General features: G+C 65.9%; 15 protein-coding genes. 9 read left to right on the forward strand and 6 right to left on the reverse strand.

Translation table 11 applies throughout. From position 1 onward, the window contains the following. Positions 1–217: 217 nt before the first annotated feature. Entirely contained in the window at positions 218–1,120 is a 903-nt protein-coding gene (locus CCOS191_RS04485; protein WP_046854213.1) for a DMT family transporter, read from the forward strand. Positions 1,121–1,186: 66 nt separating this feature from the next. On the opposite strand, the gene CCOS191_RS04490 is transcribed toward CCOS191_RS04485, so the two are convergent. Both CCOS191_RS04490 and CCOS191_RS04495 read right to left on the reverse strand, forming a co-directional pair. Further along, on the reverse strand, positions 1,187–2,161 hold the full coding sequence (locus tag CCOS191_RS04490) for a 2-hydroxyacid dehydrogenase (RefSeq protein WP_046854214.1): 975 nt from the start codon (positions 2,159–2,161) through the stop codon (positions 1,187–1,189). A gap of 219 nt (positions 2,162–2,380) precedes the next feature. Then, a complete protein-coding gene (locus CCOS191_RS04495; protein ID WP_046854215.1) occupies positions 2,381–3,328 on the reverse strand; it encodes a LysR family transcriptional regulator in 948 nt (315 codons plus the stop codon). 180 nt (positions 3,329–3,508) lie between these two features. Here CCOS191_RS04495 and CCOS191_RS04500 point away from each other — a divergent pair, with 180 nt between their 5' ends. The 4 genes from CCOS191_RS04500 to CCOS191_RS04515 are packed head-to-tail and all read left to right on the forward strand — an operon-like array spanning position 3,509 to position 8,285. Further along, positions 3,509–5,035 carry an efflux transporter outer membrane subunit gene (locus CCOS191_RS04500; RefSeq protein ID WP_046854216.1) on the forward strand — a complete coding sequence of 509 codons (1,527 nt, stop codon included), beginning with the start codon at positions 3,509–3,511 and terminating at the stop codon, positions 5,033–5,035. Next, the gene (locus tag CCOS191_RS04505; protein WP_046854217.1) at positions 5,032–7,209 is read left to right on the forward strand and encodes an FUSC family protein; all 2,178 of its coding nucleotides are present in this window, start codon (positions 5,032–5,034) and stop codon (positions 7,207–7,209) included. The genes CCOS191_RS04500 and CCOS191_RS04505 overlap by 4 nt, the downstream gene beginning before the upstream one ends. Before the next feature lie 4 nt (positions 7,210–7,213). Next, a complete protein-coding gene (locus CCOS191_RS04510) occupies positions 7,214–7,414 on the forward strand; it encodes a DUF1656 domain-containing protein (protein WP_008097766.1) in 201 nt (66 codons plus the stop codon). Positions 7,415–7,424: 10 nt separating this feature from the next. Next, positions 7,425–8,285 (forward strand): efflux RND transporter periplasmic adaptor subunit, encoded by an 861-nt coding sequence (locus CCOS191_RS04515; RefSeq protein WP_046854218.1) that lies wholly within the window; start codon positions 7,425–7,427, stop codon positions 8,283–8,285. 44 nt (positions 8,286–8,329) lie between these two features. On the opposite strand, the gene CCOS191_RS04520 is transcribed toward CCOS191_RS04515, so the two are convergent. The 3 genes from CCOS191_RS04520 to CCOS191_RS04530 form a co-directional block, all read right to left on the reverse strand. Further along, positions 8,330–8,827, reverse strand: coding sequence for a type II toxin-antitoxin system YhaV family toxin (locus CCOS191_RS04520; protein WP_046854219.1), 498 nt, complete (start codon positions 8,825–8,827; stop codon positions 8,330–8,332). Continuing rightward, on the reverse strand, positions 8,824–9,150 hold the full coding sequence (locus CCOS191_RS04525) for a type II toxin-antitoxin system PrlF family antitoxin (RefSeq protein ID WP_046854220.1): 327 nt from the start codon (positions 9,148–9,150) through the stop codon (positions 8,824–8,826). The genes CCOS191_RS04520 and CCOS191_RS04525 overlap by 4 nt, the downstream gene beginning before the upstream one ends. A 108-nt stretch (positions 9,151–9,258) precedes the next feature. Beyond that, the gene (locus CCOS191_RS04530) at positions 9,259–9,705 is read right to left on the reverse strand and encodes a universal stress protein (RefSeq protein WP_046854221.1); all 447 of its coding nucleotides are present in this window, start codon (positions 9,703–9,705) and stop codon (positions 9,259–9,261) included. Between the two features lie 260 nt (positions 9,706–9,965). Between CCOS191_RS04530 and CCOS191_RS04535 the strand changes: the two genes are divergently transcribed. From CCOS191_RS04535 to CCOS191_RS04550, 4 genes are all read left to right on the forward strand, one after another. Beyond that, on the forward strand, positions 9,966–10,871 hold the full coding sequence (locus CCOS191_RS04535; RefSeq protein WP_046854222.1) for a LysR family transcriptional regulator: 906 nt from the start codon (positions 9,966–9,968) through the stop codon (positions 10,869–10,871). Between the two features lie 278 nt (positions 10,872–11,149). Further along, a complete protein-coding gene (locus CCOS191_RS04540; RefSeq protein ID WP_046854223.1) occupies positions 11,150–12,691 on the forward strand; it encodes an MFS transporter in 1,542 nt (513 codons plus the stop codon). A gap of 27 nt (positions 12,692–12,718) precedes the next feature. After that, a complete protein-coding gene (locus CCOS191_RS04545; protein WP_046854224.1) occupies positions 12,719–13,780 on the forward strand; it encodes an HlyD family secretion protein in 1,062 nt (353 codons plus the stop codon). Beyond that, entirely contained in the window at positions 13,777–15,204 is a 1,428-nt protein-coding gene (locus CCOS191_RS04550) for an efflux transporter outer membrane subunit (protein WP_046854225.1), read from the forward strand. The genes CCOS191_RS04545 and CCOS191_RS04550 overlap by 4 nt, the downstream gene beginning before the upstream one ends. Positions 15,205–15,247: 43 nt before the next feature. Here the strand turns inward: CCOS191_RS04550 and CCOS191_RS04555 are convergent, their stop codons facing one another. Further along, positions 15,248–16,072: an SDR family oxidoreductase gene (locus CCOS191_RS04555; RefSeq protein ID WP_046854226.1), complete on the reverse strand. Its 825-nt coding sequence runs from the start codon at positions 16,070–16,072 to the stop codon at positions 15,248–15,250. Position 16,073 lies beyond the last annotated feature (1 nt).

The raw sequence follows: 16,073 nt of genomic DNA on the forward strand, positions 1-16,073 counted from the left end.
CGCTGAGATGGCAGCTGGCGGAAGAGGAAAAGCGCAAGTTTATGCAAGCGTCGGAATCAGGGCGCGGTAAAGACTCGTAGTCCTGGCGAGGGCTGCGCCCTCGAATCGCTGGCAAGCCAGCTCCCACAAGGTGAAGGCATGTGCTGTTCCTGTGGGAGCTGGCTTGCCAGCGATGGGCCGCGAAGCGGCCCCAAGTCGACTGTCTGGAGGAATGCCCGTGAACCTGTCGCTCTACCTGCTTACCGTCCTGATCTGGGGCACCACCTGGATCGCCCTGAAGCTGCAACTGGGGGTGGTCGCCATCCCGGTGTCGATCGTCTACCGCTTCGCCCTGGCCGGGTTGATCCTGTTCGCCTTGCTGTTGCTCACCCGCCGCCTGCAGCCGATGAACCGGCGTGGCCACCTGGTGTGCCTGGCCCAGGGCCTTTGTCTGTTCTGCGTCAACTTCATGTGCTTCCTCACCGCCAGCCAGTGGGTCGCCAGCGGCCTGATCGCCGTGGTGTTCTCCACCGCCACCCTGTGGAACGCGATCAATGCACGGATCTTCTTCGGCCAGAAAATCGCCGCCAACGTGCTTGGCGGCGGGGCCATGGGGCTGCTGGGCTTGGGGCTGTTGTTCTGGCCGGAGCTTTCCCATCATGCCGCCAGCCGCGAAACCCTTTATGGCCTGGGCTTGGCGCTGCTTGGTACCTTGTGTTTCTCTGCAGGCAACATGCTCTCCAGCGTGCAGCAGAAGGCCGGGCTCAAACCCATGACCACCAATGCCTGGGGCATGGTTTACGGCGCGTCGATGCTGGCGGGGTATTGCCTGCTCAGGGGCATCCCCTTCGATATGGAGTGGAACACGCGTTACATCGGCTCGCTGCTGTATCTGGTGATCCCGGGCTCGGTGATCGGCTTTACCGCCTACCTCACCCTGGTCGGGCGCATGGGGCCGGAGCGGGCCGCCTACTGCACCGTGCTGTTCCCGCTGGTGGCGTTGAATGTGTCGGCGTTCGCCGAGGGCTATCAGTGGACAGCGCCGGCGTTGTTGGGGCTGGTGGCGGTGATGGCGGGGAATGTGCTGGTGTTTCGCAAGCCGAAGCCCAGGCCTGTGGAAGGGGAACTGGCAGTCAAGTAATGGCGCCCTGTCGCAGTCTGCAGTGGGAGCGGGCTGCGACCGGGCCAGTACCTCGGGTTGAACGGCTCAGCCTTTCCACACCTGCGGATTCACCAGGTCCTGCGGCCGCTCGCCCAGCAATGCCGAGCGCAGGTTGTCGATGGCCCGGTTGGCCATGGCTTCGCGAGTCTCGGCAGTGGCCGAGCCGATGTGAGGCAGGGTCAGGGCGTTGGGCAGCTTGAACAGCGGCGAATCGCCGAGCGGTTCCTTCTCGTACACATCCAAGCCGGCGCCGCGAATGGTGCCCTCCTGCAGTGCCTCGACCAGTGCCGCTTCGTCCACCACCGGGCCACGGGCGATGTTGACCAGGAACGCGCTGGGCTTCATCAGCTTCAGCTCGCGGGCGCCGATCAGCTTGCGGGTGGCGTCGGACAGCGGCACCACCAGGCAGACGAAATCGGCTTCTGCCAACAGCTCATCCAGGCTGCGCAATTGCGCGCCCAACTCCTGTTCCAGCGCGGCCTTGCGGCTGTTGCCTGTGTACAGCACCTGCATGTTGAAACCGAAACGGCCACGCCGGGCGATGGCCGCACCGATGTTGCCCAGGCCGACGATGCCCAGTTTCTTGCCGTGCACATCGCAGCCGAACTGCGCCGGGCCGACGGTGGCCTGCCAGTGGCCGGCCTTGGTCCAGGCGTCCAGCTCGGCGGTGCGCCGGGCGCAACCCATGATCAGGGCGAAGCCCAGGTCGGCGGTGCTTTCGGTGAGCACGTCGGGGGTGTTGGTCAGGGCGATGCCGCGCTCGTTGAAGTAGTCCAGGTCGTAGTTGTCGTAGCCGACCGAGACGCTGGACACCACCTCCAGCTTGCCCGCGCCTTCGAGCTGCGCCCGGCCCAGCTTGCGGCCGACGCCGATCAGGCCGTGGGCCTCGGGCAGCGCTTCGTTGAACTGGGCGGCAATGTCGCCCAGCTTGGGGTTGGGCACGATCACGTTGAAGTCGTGTTGCAGGCGCTCGGCCATGGCCGGGGTGATGCGGCTGAAGGCCAGGACGGTCTTTTTCATCGGGCTGCTTCTCTGCAAGGTGCAAGGACGGGATCTGCGCAGAGGGGGCCGCGTTGCGGCCCATCGCGGATAAATCCGCTCCTACAGGAAACTCATGACCCTGTAGGAGCGGATTTATCCGCGATAGAGGGCCAAGCCCTCTCATGAACCTCTCTGCCAGACGCTGAAATCAATGGTTAGCAACCTACCATTGTCCCCCGCCCGAATGCACCGGCTTTTTCAGTTGGCGATCAGCAGCTCGTGGGTTTTCAGGTCGGCCTCGTGGGCGGCGAGAATCTCCGGCAGCGAGTTGCGCAGGTACTCGACCCAGGTCTTGATCTTCGCATCCAGGTACTGGCGCGACGGGTAGATCGCATACAGGTTCAGCTCCTGCAGGCGGTACTGCGGCAGGATCCGCACCAGGCTGCCGTCGCGCAGGCCATCGATGGCGGTGTAGATCGGCAGCACGCCCACGCCCATGCCGCTGCGGATCGCGGTCTTCATCGCATCGGCGGAGTTCACCTGGAACGGCGAGGTGGTGATGTTGACCACTTCCTGCCCCTCGGGGCCGTCGAACAGCCATTTCTCCAGCGGGATCACCGGGCTGACCATGCGCAGGCAAGCATGCTTGAGCAGGTCGGCGGGCTTGTGCGCGAAGCCGTGGCGCGCCACGTAGTCGGGCGCGGCGCAGACGATGCTGTAGGTGATGCCCAGGCGCTGGGAGACGAACCCCGAGTCCGGCAGCTCGCTGGCCAGCACGATCGACACGTCATAGCCCTCGTCGAGCAGGTCGGGCACGCGGTTGGCCATGGTCAGGTCGAAGGTCACGTCCGGGTGCGATTCGCGGTAGCGGGCGATGGCGTCGACCACGAAGTGCTGGCCGACGCCGGTCATCGAATGCACCTTCAGCTGCCCGGCGGGGCGGGCATGGGCATCGCTGGCCTCGGCCTCGGCTTCTTCGACGTAGGTAAGAATCTGTTCGCAGCGCATCAGGTAGCGCTTGCCGGCCTCGGTCAGCGCGATGCGCCGGGTGGTGCGGTTGAGCAGGCGGGTTTGCAGATGGGCTTCCAGGTTGGAGACCGCCCGCGACACGTTCGCGGTGGTCGTATCCAGTTGCGCCGCGGCAGCGGTGAAGCTGCCGAGCTGGGCCACGCAACTGAAAGCACGCATGTTTTGCAGGGTGTCCATGGGTCACTCTCGGTTTAGAGGACAAAATTGTGACATGAAGTAACGCTGTTTCGCTTTCGACTAAAGCCGGATTATCGCTGTTTTGGTAACAAAGATTCGCAGGAATATACGCTTATCGCCAATGAAACCCGCCCCTAGAATTGCCCGGCCCCTCCACCTCTTCCTCGGGAAATCGCAGCTGTGCCGCGTCGCAACATCAGAGCGCTTAGCGCGCTCAGTGCCTGTGCCCTTTGTCTCACCTTGAGCGGCTGTATCGGAACCTGGGGCATCGCCCCGCAGAGCAAGACCCTCCAAGCCAACCAACTGACCACCGACGACGCCATCCGTGAGGCTGCGCGCGACGCCCACTGGCCGGCCCAGCAATGGTGGCGCGCCTATGGCGACGCGCAGTTGAACGACTGGGTCGCACTGGCATTGGCCGGCAGCCCGAGCATGGCCATGGCCGCCGCGCGGGTGCGCGAAGCCAAGGCCATGGCAGGCGTGGTCGAGTCGGCGGAAAAGCTGCAGGCCAACGGCAACGCCACCCTCAAGCGCCACAACTGGCCGGAGGATCAGTTCTACGGCCCCGGCGCGCTGTCCGGCGCCAACACCTGGGACAACAACGCCGCCATCGGCTTGAGCTACGCCCTGGACCTGTGGGGCCGCGAGCGCAATGCCAGCGAGCAGGCCGTGGACCAGGCGCACATGAGCGCCGCCGAGGCGCGCCAGGCCCAGCTGGAGCTGGAGAACAACGTGGTGCGCGCCTACATCCAGCTCAGCCTGCATTACGCCCGGCGCGATATCGTGCTGGCGGAGCTTGCGCAGCAGGAGCAGATCGTCGCCCTGGCCAAGCGTCGCCTCAACGGTGGCATCGGTACCCATTTCGAAGTCAGCCAGGCCGAGGCGCCGCTGCCGGAAACCCACCGCCAGATCGACAGCCTCGACGAAGAGATCGCCCTGGCCCGCAACCAGCTGGCCGCCCTGGCCGGCAAGGGGCCGGGGGAGGGTGCGAAGCTGCAACGCCCGACCCTGACCCTCGCTGCGCCGCTGAAACTGCCCTCGAACCTGCCCGCCGAACTGGTCGGGCAGCGTCCCGACGTGGTCGCCAGCCGCTGGCAGGTGGCGGCCCAGGCCCGTGGTATCGACGTGGCCCACGCCGGGTTCTTCCCCAATGTCGACCTGGTCGGCGGCCTCGGCTTCATGGCCACCGGGGGCGGCCCGCTGGAGTTCCTCACCGGGCGCAAGTTCAACTACAACGTCGGGCCGGCCATCAGCCTGCCGATCTTCGATGGTGGTCGCCTGCGCTCGCAGCTGGGCGTGGCCTCGGCGGGCTATGACGTGGCCGTGGCGCGCTACAACCAGACGGTGATCGGCGCGTTGCAGAACATCTCCGACCAACTGATCCGCCGCGAGTCGATGAAGGAGCAGGCGCATTTCGCCGCCGAATCCGTGGCCGCCGCGCAGAAGACCTACGACATCGCCACCGTCGCCTTCCAGCGCGGGCTCACCGATTACCTCAACGTGCTGAATGCCCAGACCCTGCTGTTCCGCCAGCAGCAGGTGCAGCAGCAAGTGCAGGCCGCGCGCCTGGTGGCCCATGCCGAACTGGTCACTGCCCTGGGCGGCGGCCTGGAGGCGGGCAAGGATGTGCCCGATCAAGAGCGCCAGGCCGCACCGAAAACACCCGCCACCCTGGCCATCTTCGACACGCCGGACCACGCCGAATGAGCACATCGAGCTTGCCCTTGCGCTGGCTGCAGAGCCTGGAGTGGCGCCGGGGGTTCTTTGCCTGGGCGCGTACCGACGGCGTCACCTGGGTCTATATCTTCAAAGTCCTGGCCGCCGCCTTCATCACCCTGTGGCTGGCCATGCGCCTGGAGCTGCCGCAGCCGCGCACGGCGATGATCACCGTGTTCATCGTCATGCAGCCGCAGAGCGGCCATGTGTTCGCCAAGAGTTTCTACCGGGTGCTCGGCACCCTGGCCGGCTCGGCGATGATGATCGCGCTGATCGCGATTTTCCCGCAGAACACCGAGCTGTTCCTGCCCAGCCTGGCTCTGTGGGTCGGCCTGTGCTCGGCGGGTGCCATGCGCTATCGGACCTTCCGTGCCTATGGTTTCGTGCTGGCCGGTTACACCGCGGCGATGATCGGCCTGCCGGTGCTGCAGCACCCCGACCAGGCGTTCATGGCGGCGGTGTGGCGGGTGCTGGAGATCGCCCTGGGGATTCTCGTTTCGACCTTCGTCAGCGCCGCGATCCTGCCGCAGTCGGCCAGTGCCGCCATGCGCAACGCCCTGTACCAGCGCTTTGGCGTGTTCGCCGGGGTGGTGGTCGAGGCCCTGCGCGGCGACAGCCAGCGCGACCGTTTCGAGACCAGCAATGTGCGCTTCGTTGCCGAGGCGGTGGGCCTTGAGAGCCTGCGCAACGTCACCGCCTTCGAAGACCCGCACATGCGCCGGCGCTCCGGCCGGCTGGTGCGCATGAACAGCGAGTTCATGGCCATCACCACGCGTTTCAACGCCCTGCACCGGTTGCTTGAGCGCTTGCGCGCCCGTGGCCCGCTGCAGATCGTCGGCGCCATCGAACCCGGCCTGCAAACCCTGGCCGAGCTGCTGCAGCCCTATGTCGGCCGGGCGCTGACCGACGCTGACGCCTTGCGCCTGGCCCTGGAGCTGGGCACCTACAAGGAAGGCCTGCAGGCCCAGGTGCGTGGTCTGCGTGCCGAGTATCTGCAGACCAACCCCAGCGAGGCTGACCTGCTCGATTTTCATACCGCCTTCGAGCTGCTCTACCGCTTCGTCGACGAGATGTACAGCTACGCCGAGACCCACGCCTCGCTGGCCGTGCACAAGCACGAACGCGAACAGTGGGATGAACCTTATGTGGCCCAGACCAGCTGGCTGGTATCGCTTGCCGCTGGGGTGCGCGCCTCGGCGGTGCTGTTGCTGCTGGGCAGCTACTGGCTGCTCAGCGACTGGCCCAGTGGCGGCATGATGACCCTGATCGCCACGGTCACCGTGGGCCTGTCGGCGGCATCGCCGAACCCCAAGCGCATGGCGTTCCAGATGGCCTGCGGCACGGCGATCGGCGCCTTCGTCGGCTTCTTCGAGACGTTCTTCGTGTTCCCCTGGATCGATGGCTTCGCGCTGCTGTGCATGGTCCTGGCGCCAGTGTTCGTGCTCGGTGCGTTCCTCGCCTCGCGCCCGGCCTATGCCGGTTACGGCCTGGGCCTGCTGGTGTTCTTTGCCATCGGTTCAGTGCCGAACAACCTGACGGTCTACGACCCCTATACCTTCATCAACGACTACATCGGCATGGTCATCGGCATGTTCGTCTGTGCCGCGGCCGGGGCGATCATCCTGCCGCCCAACAGCCGCTGGTTGTGGAGCCGGCTGGAGCAGGAGCTGCGCGAGCAGGTGCTGTTCGCCATAGGCGGGCGCCTGCGCGGCCTGGGCTCGGCCTTCGAAAGCCGTACCCGCGACCTGCTGCACCAGGCCTACGGCCTGGCCGCCGGCAAGCCGCAGGTACAGAGCCAACTGATGGGCTGGATGTTCACCGTGCTGGAGATCGGCCACGCCATCATCGAGCTGCGCAAGGAGCAGGCCCGCGCCCCGGTGCACCCGGCCTACGCCGAGTCGCAGCCGTGGCGCCAGGCCATCCGCGTCATGGGCCGGGCCCTGGCGCGGTTGTTCCTGCAGCCCAGCGCCAGCAACCACGAACGCGCGCTGGTGGCGGTGGACCATGCCATCAGCCGCGTGCAGGCCACCGACGAACCTTTCGCCCGGCACTTCGACACCTCGGTGCTGCGCCGGGCGCAGAGCTACCTGCACTTCATCCGTTCTTCCCTGCTCGACCCACAGTCGCCGCTGGCTCCGGCGAAAGGATCGCACGATGCTCCGTGAAACCATGCCCCGCGAGATCGCCTTCCATGGCGTGTACATGCCCACCATGACCTTGATGTTCCTGTTCGCCCTGGGCCTGGCCTGGGGCCTGGACCGGTTCATCGCCAGCCATGATGGCTACCGCTTCTTCTGGCACCCGGCGCTGCTGCGCCTGAGCCTGTTCGTCTGCCTGTTCGGCGCCCTGGCGCTGTCGCTCTACTGGTGAGAATCCTGCAATGAAAAAGTTCTTCAGCCTGATCGCCACCCTGCTGGTGCTGACCGCTGCCGTGGTGATCGGCCGCCAGTTGTGGCTGCACTACATGACCACGCCGTGGACCCGCGACGGCCGGGTGCGCGCGGACATCATCAACGTTGCCGCCGATGTGCCGGGCTATGTGGTGGAAGTGCCGGTAAAGGACAACCAGCGGGTGAAGAAGGGCGACGTGCTGATCCGCATCGACCCGGAGCACTACCAGTTGGCGGTGGAGCAGGCCAAGGCGCTGGTTGCCTCGCGCAAGGCCACCTGGGAAATGCGCAAGGTCAACGCCAGGCGCCGCGCCGACATGGACAACCTGGTGATCTCGAAAGAGAACCGCGACGACGCCAGCAACATCGCCAGCTCCGCGCTGGCCGACTACCAGCATGCCCAGGCCGAGCTGGCCGCCGCCGAACTGAACCTCAAGCGCACGCAGATCGTTGCCACCGTCGATGGCTACGTGACCAACCTGAACATCCACAAGGGCGATTACGCCCGCACCGGCGAGGCGGTGATGGCGGTGGTGGATGAGCAGTCATTCTGGGTGTACGGCTTCTTCGAGGAAACCAAGCTGCCCCACGTCAAGGTAGGGGACGTGGCCGAACTGCAGATGATGAGCGGCGAGCGCATCAAAGGGCATGTGGAGAGCATCGCACGAGGGATCTACGACCGCGACAACCCGCAGAGTCGCGAGCTGATCGCCGATGTGAACCCGACCTTCAACTGGGTGCGCCTGGCGCAGCGGGTGCCGGTGCGGATCCATATCGATGAAGTGCCGGAAGGGTTCCTGCTGGCGGCGGGGACAACGTGTACCGTGGTGGTCAAGCCGAGCGAGGGCTGATCCAGTCCTCGCGCTGACGCCATCGATAAATTGGCGGGCAAATGTCAGCGCTTGAGGGTGGCGTTGAATCGGGCTGTTGCCGCAGCAGCTTCCTGCAACAGCTGATCCCAGTCGTCAGGCGGGTGTCCGTTACCCAGCATGCGGCGGAACACTCGGTAGGCGTCATCGCTGCTCTCGTAAGCGCGTTTGCTGTTGTCATCATTCACCCACGCCAGCACGATGATCTTGCTGGATGCGTGATAACGGAAAAACAAACGATATTGCTGGAAGAACTTGGCACGGAACCAGTGCTTGTGTTCCGCGCCCAGTGTGCCGCCCATGCGATGGTCCGGGTTGCCGGGCGCCTGGGCAATGACGTCGAAGGCCAAGCGTCTGATGGCCTTCAATCGTTTTGCCGCATTTTTCTTCACATACCCGACCGGATCTTTCCTCTGAAGCACTTCGACTTCATCGATGAGCGCCTCGAGCTTGTCGAGAAAGAGGGGGTGGGCGAACACACTCCAGCCATGCACGCATAGAGGTTTGCGCCTCGTTTCAGTCATTCATCGTCCGCCGATAGAGGTTGATCGAGATCGATTTCAACGTCGCCAACCAGTGCATCCAGGCGAGCGACGAGCTCTGCATCGACAACCTTCAAACGTTGCGGGTTCGTGGCGATATCCCGTTCCAGGAATTCGAGGAACTGCCCCACGGCAGGGTCTTCCTCGGCTGTCTCTGCGCGGGTCAGTATCACTGCTCCGTCAGGGCGGATCGAGTAGTGAATCTTGTCACGCTTTTTCAGGCCCAACGCGCGGCGAACGGTTTCGGGGACCGTTGTCTGGTAGCGCTCGGTCAGGGTCGATTCCGCTTCGAAGGTAGTAGCCATTGTCGTCAGTCCGCGAGGGGTAATATCGGTCACGGTAATGCGAGTGCATTACCTGGTCAATGCAGTTGCATTACCTCGTGTGTACTGGCTGATCAACGGTTTTCTGGCTCAAGCTGCCCCGACCAGCACGGGCACCTTCACCCGGTCGATCACCTTGGCGCTGATCGACGGATCGAGCAGCCTGCCTAGCCGTGACAGGTGGCGGTGGCCGATGATGACCAGTTCGCACTCTAGCTCCCGGGCCTTGGCGATGATCGCCTCCACCGGCTGGCCGGTGACCATGCAGCCCAGGCTGTCGAAGCCGGCGTCGCGCAGCATGCTCACGGCGCTGTTCACCGCGTGCTCGGCCTGTTGCTGTTCGTCGCAGGCGGCGGGGTATTCCTCCAACTCATCTTCGGTGTAGGCCGTGCGGTGGTCGTGCACGGCGAAGGTCGAGTCGATGGCCAGCAGCACATGCAGGGTGTGCTCGCCGGGGCGGCAGTAGCGCTGGGCGAGGGTGAGCAGGCTGGTGGCTGCCGGGGAGGCGTCGATGGCGATCAGAACCGGATGGGGCATGGGCAATCCTTTGGAGAATGGATGGCAGTGCTGCGCTCATCGCCGGCAAGTCGCAACGGCGAACCGCGGCGCCCACAGGGAGATGCGCTGCCTGCAGGCGCTGCGCTTCGCCGCCGCGGCTTGCCAACGGTGAGGCCACACCATTGTCGATTCATTGACCTCTAGGGATAAATGGTCCCCCACGCACGGCGCCATTGCGTCAGACGCAATCGGCCAACCTGTTACCATCGCGTTTCCCACAGCTGTCACGGAAAACGGCCATGCAACTCCCGGACATGAACCTGCTCGTCGCCCTCGATGTGCTGCTCGACGAAGGCAGCGTGGTCGGTGCCGCCCAGCGCATGAACCTGAGCCCGGCGGCAATGAGTCGGACCCTCGGGCGAATCCGCGAGGCCATGGGCGATCCGATCCTGGTGCGTGCCGGCCGTGGCCTGGTGCCGACACCGCGAGCGTTGGCCCTGCGCGAACAGGTGCATGGCTTGGTGGAGCAGGCTGGCCTGGTGTTTCGCAGCCGCGATGCCGTCGACCTGGTCAACCTCGACCGCGCTTTCAACATCCGCACCAACGACCTGTTCATTGCCCTGTATGGCGCACAGTTGCTGCGCATGATGCTGGCCCAGGCGCCGCGCACGGTGCTGCGCTTCGTGCCCGAGGGCAGTGGCGATGACGATGCGGTGCTGCGCAACGGGCAGATCGACCTGATCATCAGCTCGGCCATCGAACTGGGGCCGGAGATCAAGGTGCAGAGCCTGTTCAATACCTACTTCGTCGGCCTGGCCCGTGAGGATCACCCGATCTTCGATGCCGCGATCACCCCCGAGCGTTTTGCCGCCTACCCGCAGATCAGCGTGTCCCGGCGTGGCCGCGCCAACGGGCCGATCGACGTGTCGCTGGCCAACTGCAAGGTGGAGCGGCGAGTGGCGCTGATCACCACCAGCTTCCATTCGGCGATGTTCTCGCTGCCGGATTCGGACCTGATCCTGCCGATACCGGCCAATATCCTCAACAGTGTGCAGCGCTTGAAGCTGCCGTTGCGTTCGTTCGAGATCCCGGTGCCGCTGGAGAAGGTCAACGTGATGCAGGCCTGGCATCCGCGCTTCGACAATGACCCGGCGCACCGCTGGTTGCGGCAGACGTTGAAGGCCTGCGGCAGCATCGATCCTTGATGAGGACCACTGCGCGGTCCATCGCCGGCAAGCCGGCTCCCACCCCGACCGCGCCGTCCTCAGGCCAAGCGCGATCCTTGTGGGAGCTGGCTTGCCAGCGATGAGGCCATTACAAGCAACACAAGACAGTTGCTCCCAAAGGAGGAGATGCTAGCTTGCAGCATTTAGCCTGGATTGCGTCTGGCGCAACATAAAGCTGCCAACAAGTCAGTTTTCGTCAGCATTCGACCTTCTTAGACTTCCCCCAGCCCCTAAAATGTTGCTGGAGATGTCTATCCATGAGTTCCCTGACCGCGCCTTCCGCTGCGCTGGCCGCCGCCCCTGCGCCGGCCGCCCCCGCGCAGACGGCGTTCGGCCTGCGGGTGGTGGTCGGGCTGTTCGGCGTGTTGCTGGCGGTACTGTGCGCCGGGCTCAACGAGGCGGTGACCAAGATTTCCCTGAGCGACATCCGTGGCGCCATGGGCATCGGCGCCGACGAAGGCGCCTGGCTGCTGGCGGTGTACAGCGCCGCTTCGGTCTCGGCCATGGCCTTCGCGCCGTGGCTGGCCACCACCTTCTCGCTGCGCCGCTTCACCATGACCGCCGTCGGCCTGTTTGCCGTGCTCGGCCTGATCCAACCCTTCGCCCCCAACCTGCACAGCCTGATGTTGCTGCGTGTGCTGCAGGGCTTCGCCTCGGGCGCCTTGCCGCCGATGCTGATGAGCGTGGCGCTGCGCTTCCTGCCACCGGGCATCAAGGTCTATGGCCTGGCCTGCTATGCCCTGACCGCCACCTTCGGGCCGAACCTCGGCACGCCGCTGGCTGGCCTGTGGACCGAGTACGTCGGCTGGCAGTGGGCGTTCTGGCAGATCATCCTGCCGTCGCTGCTGGCAATCGCCTGTGTCGGCTGGGGCCTGCCCCAGGATCCGTTGCGCCTGGAACGCTTCAGGCAATTGGACTGGCGCGGGGTGTTGCTTGGCCTGCCGGCGATCAGTTGCATAGTCCTCGGCCTGTCGCTGGGCGACCGCTGGGGCTGGTTCGACTCGCCGCTGATCTGCTGGCTGCTCGGTGGCGGTGTGCTGTTGCTGGTGTTGTTCATGTACAACGAGTGGTCCGAGCCATTGCCGTTCTTCCAGTTGCGCATGCTCTCGCGGCGCAACCTGAGCTTCGCCCTGGTGACCCTGGCCGGTGTACTGGTGGTGTTGTCCGGCGTGGGCAGCATCCCCTCGGCGTACCTGGCGCAGATCCAGGGCTATCGCCCGGCGCAGACCAGTCCGCTGATGATGCTTGTGGCCATGCCGCAACTGCTCGCCCTGCCGCTCACCGCGGCGCTGTGCAACATCCGCGCGGTGGACTGCCGTTGGGTGCTGGCGGCGGGCCTGGCGATGCTGGCGGCGTCGTGCGTGGGGAGCAGCTTGCTGACCTCACAGTGGATTCGCGGCGACCTCTACCCCTTCTACCTGCTGCAGGTTTTCGGCCAGCCGATGGCGGTGCTGCCCCTGCTGATGCTCTCCACCAATGGCATGACCCCGCAGGAAGGCCCGTTCGCCTCCGCCTGGTTCAACACGGTCAAGGGCCTGTCGGCGGTGATCGCCGGCGGCCTGCTCGACGCCCTTGGCACCCTGCGCCGGCATTTTCATTCCAACCACCTGGTCGACAGCCTGGGCAACGCGCCGCTGATCGACGACAACGCCGCTGGCCTGGCCAAGCGCATCCATGAACAGGCCCTGGTGCTGACCTCGGCCGACCTGTACCTGGTGATGGCGGGTATCGCCGTCGCCATGATCTGCCTGATCCCCTTCGTGCCTACCCGGATCTTCCCGCCGCGTGCGGTGGCCTGAAGCCGGGGCTGAATTCGAGATAGAAAGATGACCAACAACCGCAAGACGCTCTTCATCGGTTCGGCACTCGCCGTGGCCGTGCTCGCCGCCCTGGTCGGCCCCTGGATGTTCGGCAGCGATCATCGCCAGCGCACCAACGATGCCTACGTGACCGCCGACTACACGGTGGTGGCGCCGAAGGTGGCGGGCTTCATCAAGGAGGTGCTGGTGGAGGACAACCAGCAGGTGAGTGCCGGCCAGTTGCTGGCGACCATCGATCCGCGCGATTACCAGGCCGCGCTCGACGCCGCCCAGGCGCAACTGTTGGTGGCCAGGGCGCAGAGCCTGGATGCCCGCGCTACGCTCGAGCGCCAGGCCTCGTTGATCGCCCAGGCCGAGGCGGCGGTGAAGGCAGCCCAGGCCGAGGCGGCCTTCGCCGACCATGAGGTGACCCGCTACAGCCGCCTGGCCGAGCAGGGCGCCGGCACCGTGCAGAATGCCCAGCAGGCACGCAGCGGCGTCGACCAGGCCCGCGCGCGGCTGGCCAACAGCCAGGCGGCGCTGCTGGCCACGCGCAAGCAGGTGGATATCCTCAGCGCCCAGGTGGCCAGCGCCGATGGCCAGCTCAAGCGTGCCGAAGCCGGGCTGGAAAAAGCCCGGCTGGACCTGTCCTACACCCGCATCACCGCGCCGCTCGACGGCATGGTCGGCGAGCGCGCCCTGCGCATCGGGGCTTACGTCAACCCAGGGGCGCGGCTGCTGTCGGTGGTGCCGCTGGAGCGCGCCTATATCGTCGGCAACTTCCAGGAGACCCAACTGACCCATGTGCAACCGGGGCAACCGGTGAGTATCAGCGTCGATACCTTCTCCGGCGAACAACTCCACGGTCGTGTCGAGAGTATCGCCCCGGCCACCGGGGTGACCTTCGCCGCCGTGAAGCCGGACAATGCCACCGGCAACTTCACCAAGGTGGTGCAGCGTATTCCGGTGAAGATCGTCTTCGATGGCGGCCAGCCGCTGTTGGCGCGCCTGCGCGTGGGCATGTCGGTGGAAGCGACCATCGATACCCACGGCGACACGCTGGCCGGCAAAGAGGTGACTGCGCGATGAGACGCCTGAGCCCTCTGTTGCTGGCCATGCTGCTGGCCGGCTGCACCCTCGGCCCGGACTTCCGGCGCCCGGACAGCGAGGCGCCCAAGGACTGGGCCGAGCTGCAAGGCGCCGCCGCGGCCAGCCAGCCGGTGGCCGAACCGCTGGAGTTGCGTTGGTGGGACAGCTTCCATGACCCGCGCCTGAGTGCGCTGATCCAGAAGGTCACCGAGCGCAACCTCGACCTGCGCATGGCCAGTGCACGTCTGCTGCAAAGCCGCGCACTGCGCAGCAGCGTGGCGGCGGACGAGCTGCCGGCGGTGGACGTGAACGCCGGGTACAGCCGTGCGCGCAACAGCGCCGAGGGGCTGAACGACCCGTCCGGCAAGTCTGGCAAGTCGGCGTACAACCTCTGGCAAGGCGACCTGGTGGCCGGCTGGGAACTGGACCTGTGGGGGCGTGTGCGCCGCCAGGTCGAGGCCGCCGACGCGAGCGTGGCGGTGGCGGAGAACGATCGCAGGGGCGTGCTGCTGGCCTTGCTTGCGGAAACCGCCGGCAATTACATCCAGTTGCGTGCCGTGCAGCACACCCTGGACATTACCCAGGACAACCTCAAGGTCGCCCGCCACAGCCTGAAGTTGTCCGAAGGCCGCCAGGCGGAAGGGGTCGCCACCCGCCTCGACGTAGCCCAGGCCAGCGCCCAGGTCGCTTCGATCGAGGCGCGCCTGCCGACTCTGGAGGCCCGTCGCGACGACCTGATCAACGCCCTCGGCCTGCTCGCTGCCGAACCGCCACGCAGCCTGCAGCGTGAGCTGCTGCAAGGTGGCGAGCTGCCCGCGCCGCAGCAGCGCTTCGCCATTGGCGTGCCTTCGGAGCTGGCCGAGCGCCGGCCGGACATTCGCCAGGCCGAGGCCCGCCTGCATGCCGCCACCGCCAGCATCGGCGTGGCCAAGGCGGACTTCTACCCGAGCATCCGTTTGTCCGGGAGTGTCGGTTTCCAGGCCATGCAACTGTCCGATTTCGGTGGTTGGGATTCACGCCGGTTCGCCTTCGGCCCGCAACTGTCGCTGCCGATCTTCGAGGGCGGGCGGCTCAAGGGCACCCTGGAGCTGCGCGAGGCGCAGCAGCAGGAGGCGGCGCTGAACTACCGCAAGGTGGTGCTTGGTGCCTGGCACGAGATCGACGACGTGCTGCGCCTGTACAACGCCAGCCAGCTGCGCCGTGATCACCTGGCCGAGGCGGTGCGGCAGAACCGCATCGCCCTGGAGACAGCGCAGCGCCAGTATGTGGAAGGGGCGGTGGACTTTCTCAATGTGCTGACGGTGCAGGGTGCGCTGCTGGCCAGCGAGGAGCAGTGGATCGACAGTTCGGCGGCGGTGTCGCAGGCGCTGGTCGGGCTATACAAGGCGCTGGGCGGCGGCTGGCAGGCGTTCGATCAGGTTTGAAACGCATCGCGGGGCAAGCCCGCTCCCACGATGCCTTGTGTCGTCAGAGCGGTCGCAACAGACCGAAGCGTTTGCGCAGTACCCAATCCAGCAACCTCTGTGGCAGCACCCGCGCCATCAATGGCAGCGCCGTGCTGCCATTGCCGATACGCACCAGCGCCGGCACTGGCGACTTGCGTGTGGCGGCCAGCAGGCGCTGGGCAAACACCGCCGCCGAGGTCGGCCGGTCCTGCGACGCCCGCGCCCGGGCCTGTACCTGTTCGCGCAACGGCCACCATGGGGAATCGCTCGCCAGTACCTGCTCGGCCTGTTGCTGGGCATTGCTGGCGAACTGCGAGGCGATCGCCCCCGGCTGCACTTCCATCACCCGGATACCGAACGGCGCCAGTTCCAGGCGCAAGGCAGCGGTCAGCCCGTGCACGGCTGCCTTCGACGCGCAGTACGCGCCGGCGAACGGGGTGACCAGCACGCCCGAGACGCTGCCGATGTTCACCACCAGCCCACGCGAGCGGCGCAGTAGCGGGAACAGCGCGCGGGTTACGCCGACCAGGGCGAAGACGTTGGTTTCGAACTGTTGGCGCATGGCCTCGACACCGCCGTCGAGCAGCGGGCCCATGGCGCCGTAGCCGGCGTTGTTGATGAGGATATCGAGGCCGCCGTGGCGGTCTTCCAGCTCGTCGGCAAGGCGGGTCAGTGCCTCGCCGTCATTCACATCCAGTTGCCGTGCGGCAAAGCCGGCGGCGAGCAGGGCGTCGACGTCGTCGGGCTTGCGGGCGGTGGCCCAGACTTCGTGGCCGGCATCGCGGAAGGCGTCGGCCAGGGCGCGGCCGATGCCGCTGGAACAACCGGTGATGAGGACGGTGGGCATG

The sequence above is a fragment of the Pseudomonas sp. CCOS 191 genome, assembly GCF_001007005.1.
In the GTDB taxonomy this organism is placed as follows: Bacteria; Pseudomonadota; Gammaproteobacteria; order Pseudomonadales; family Pseudomonadaceae; genus Aquipseudomonas; species Aquipseudomonas soli.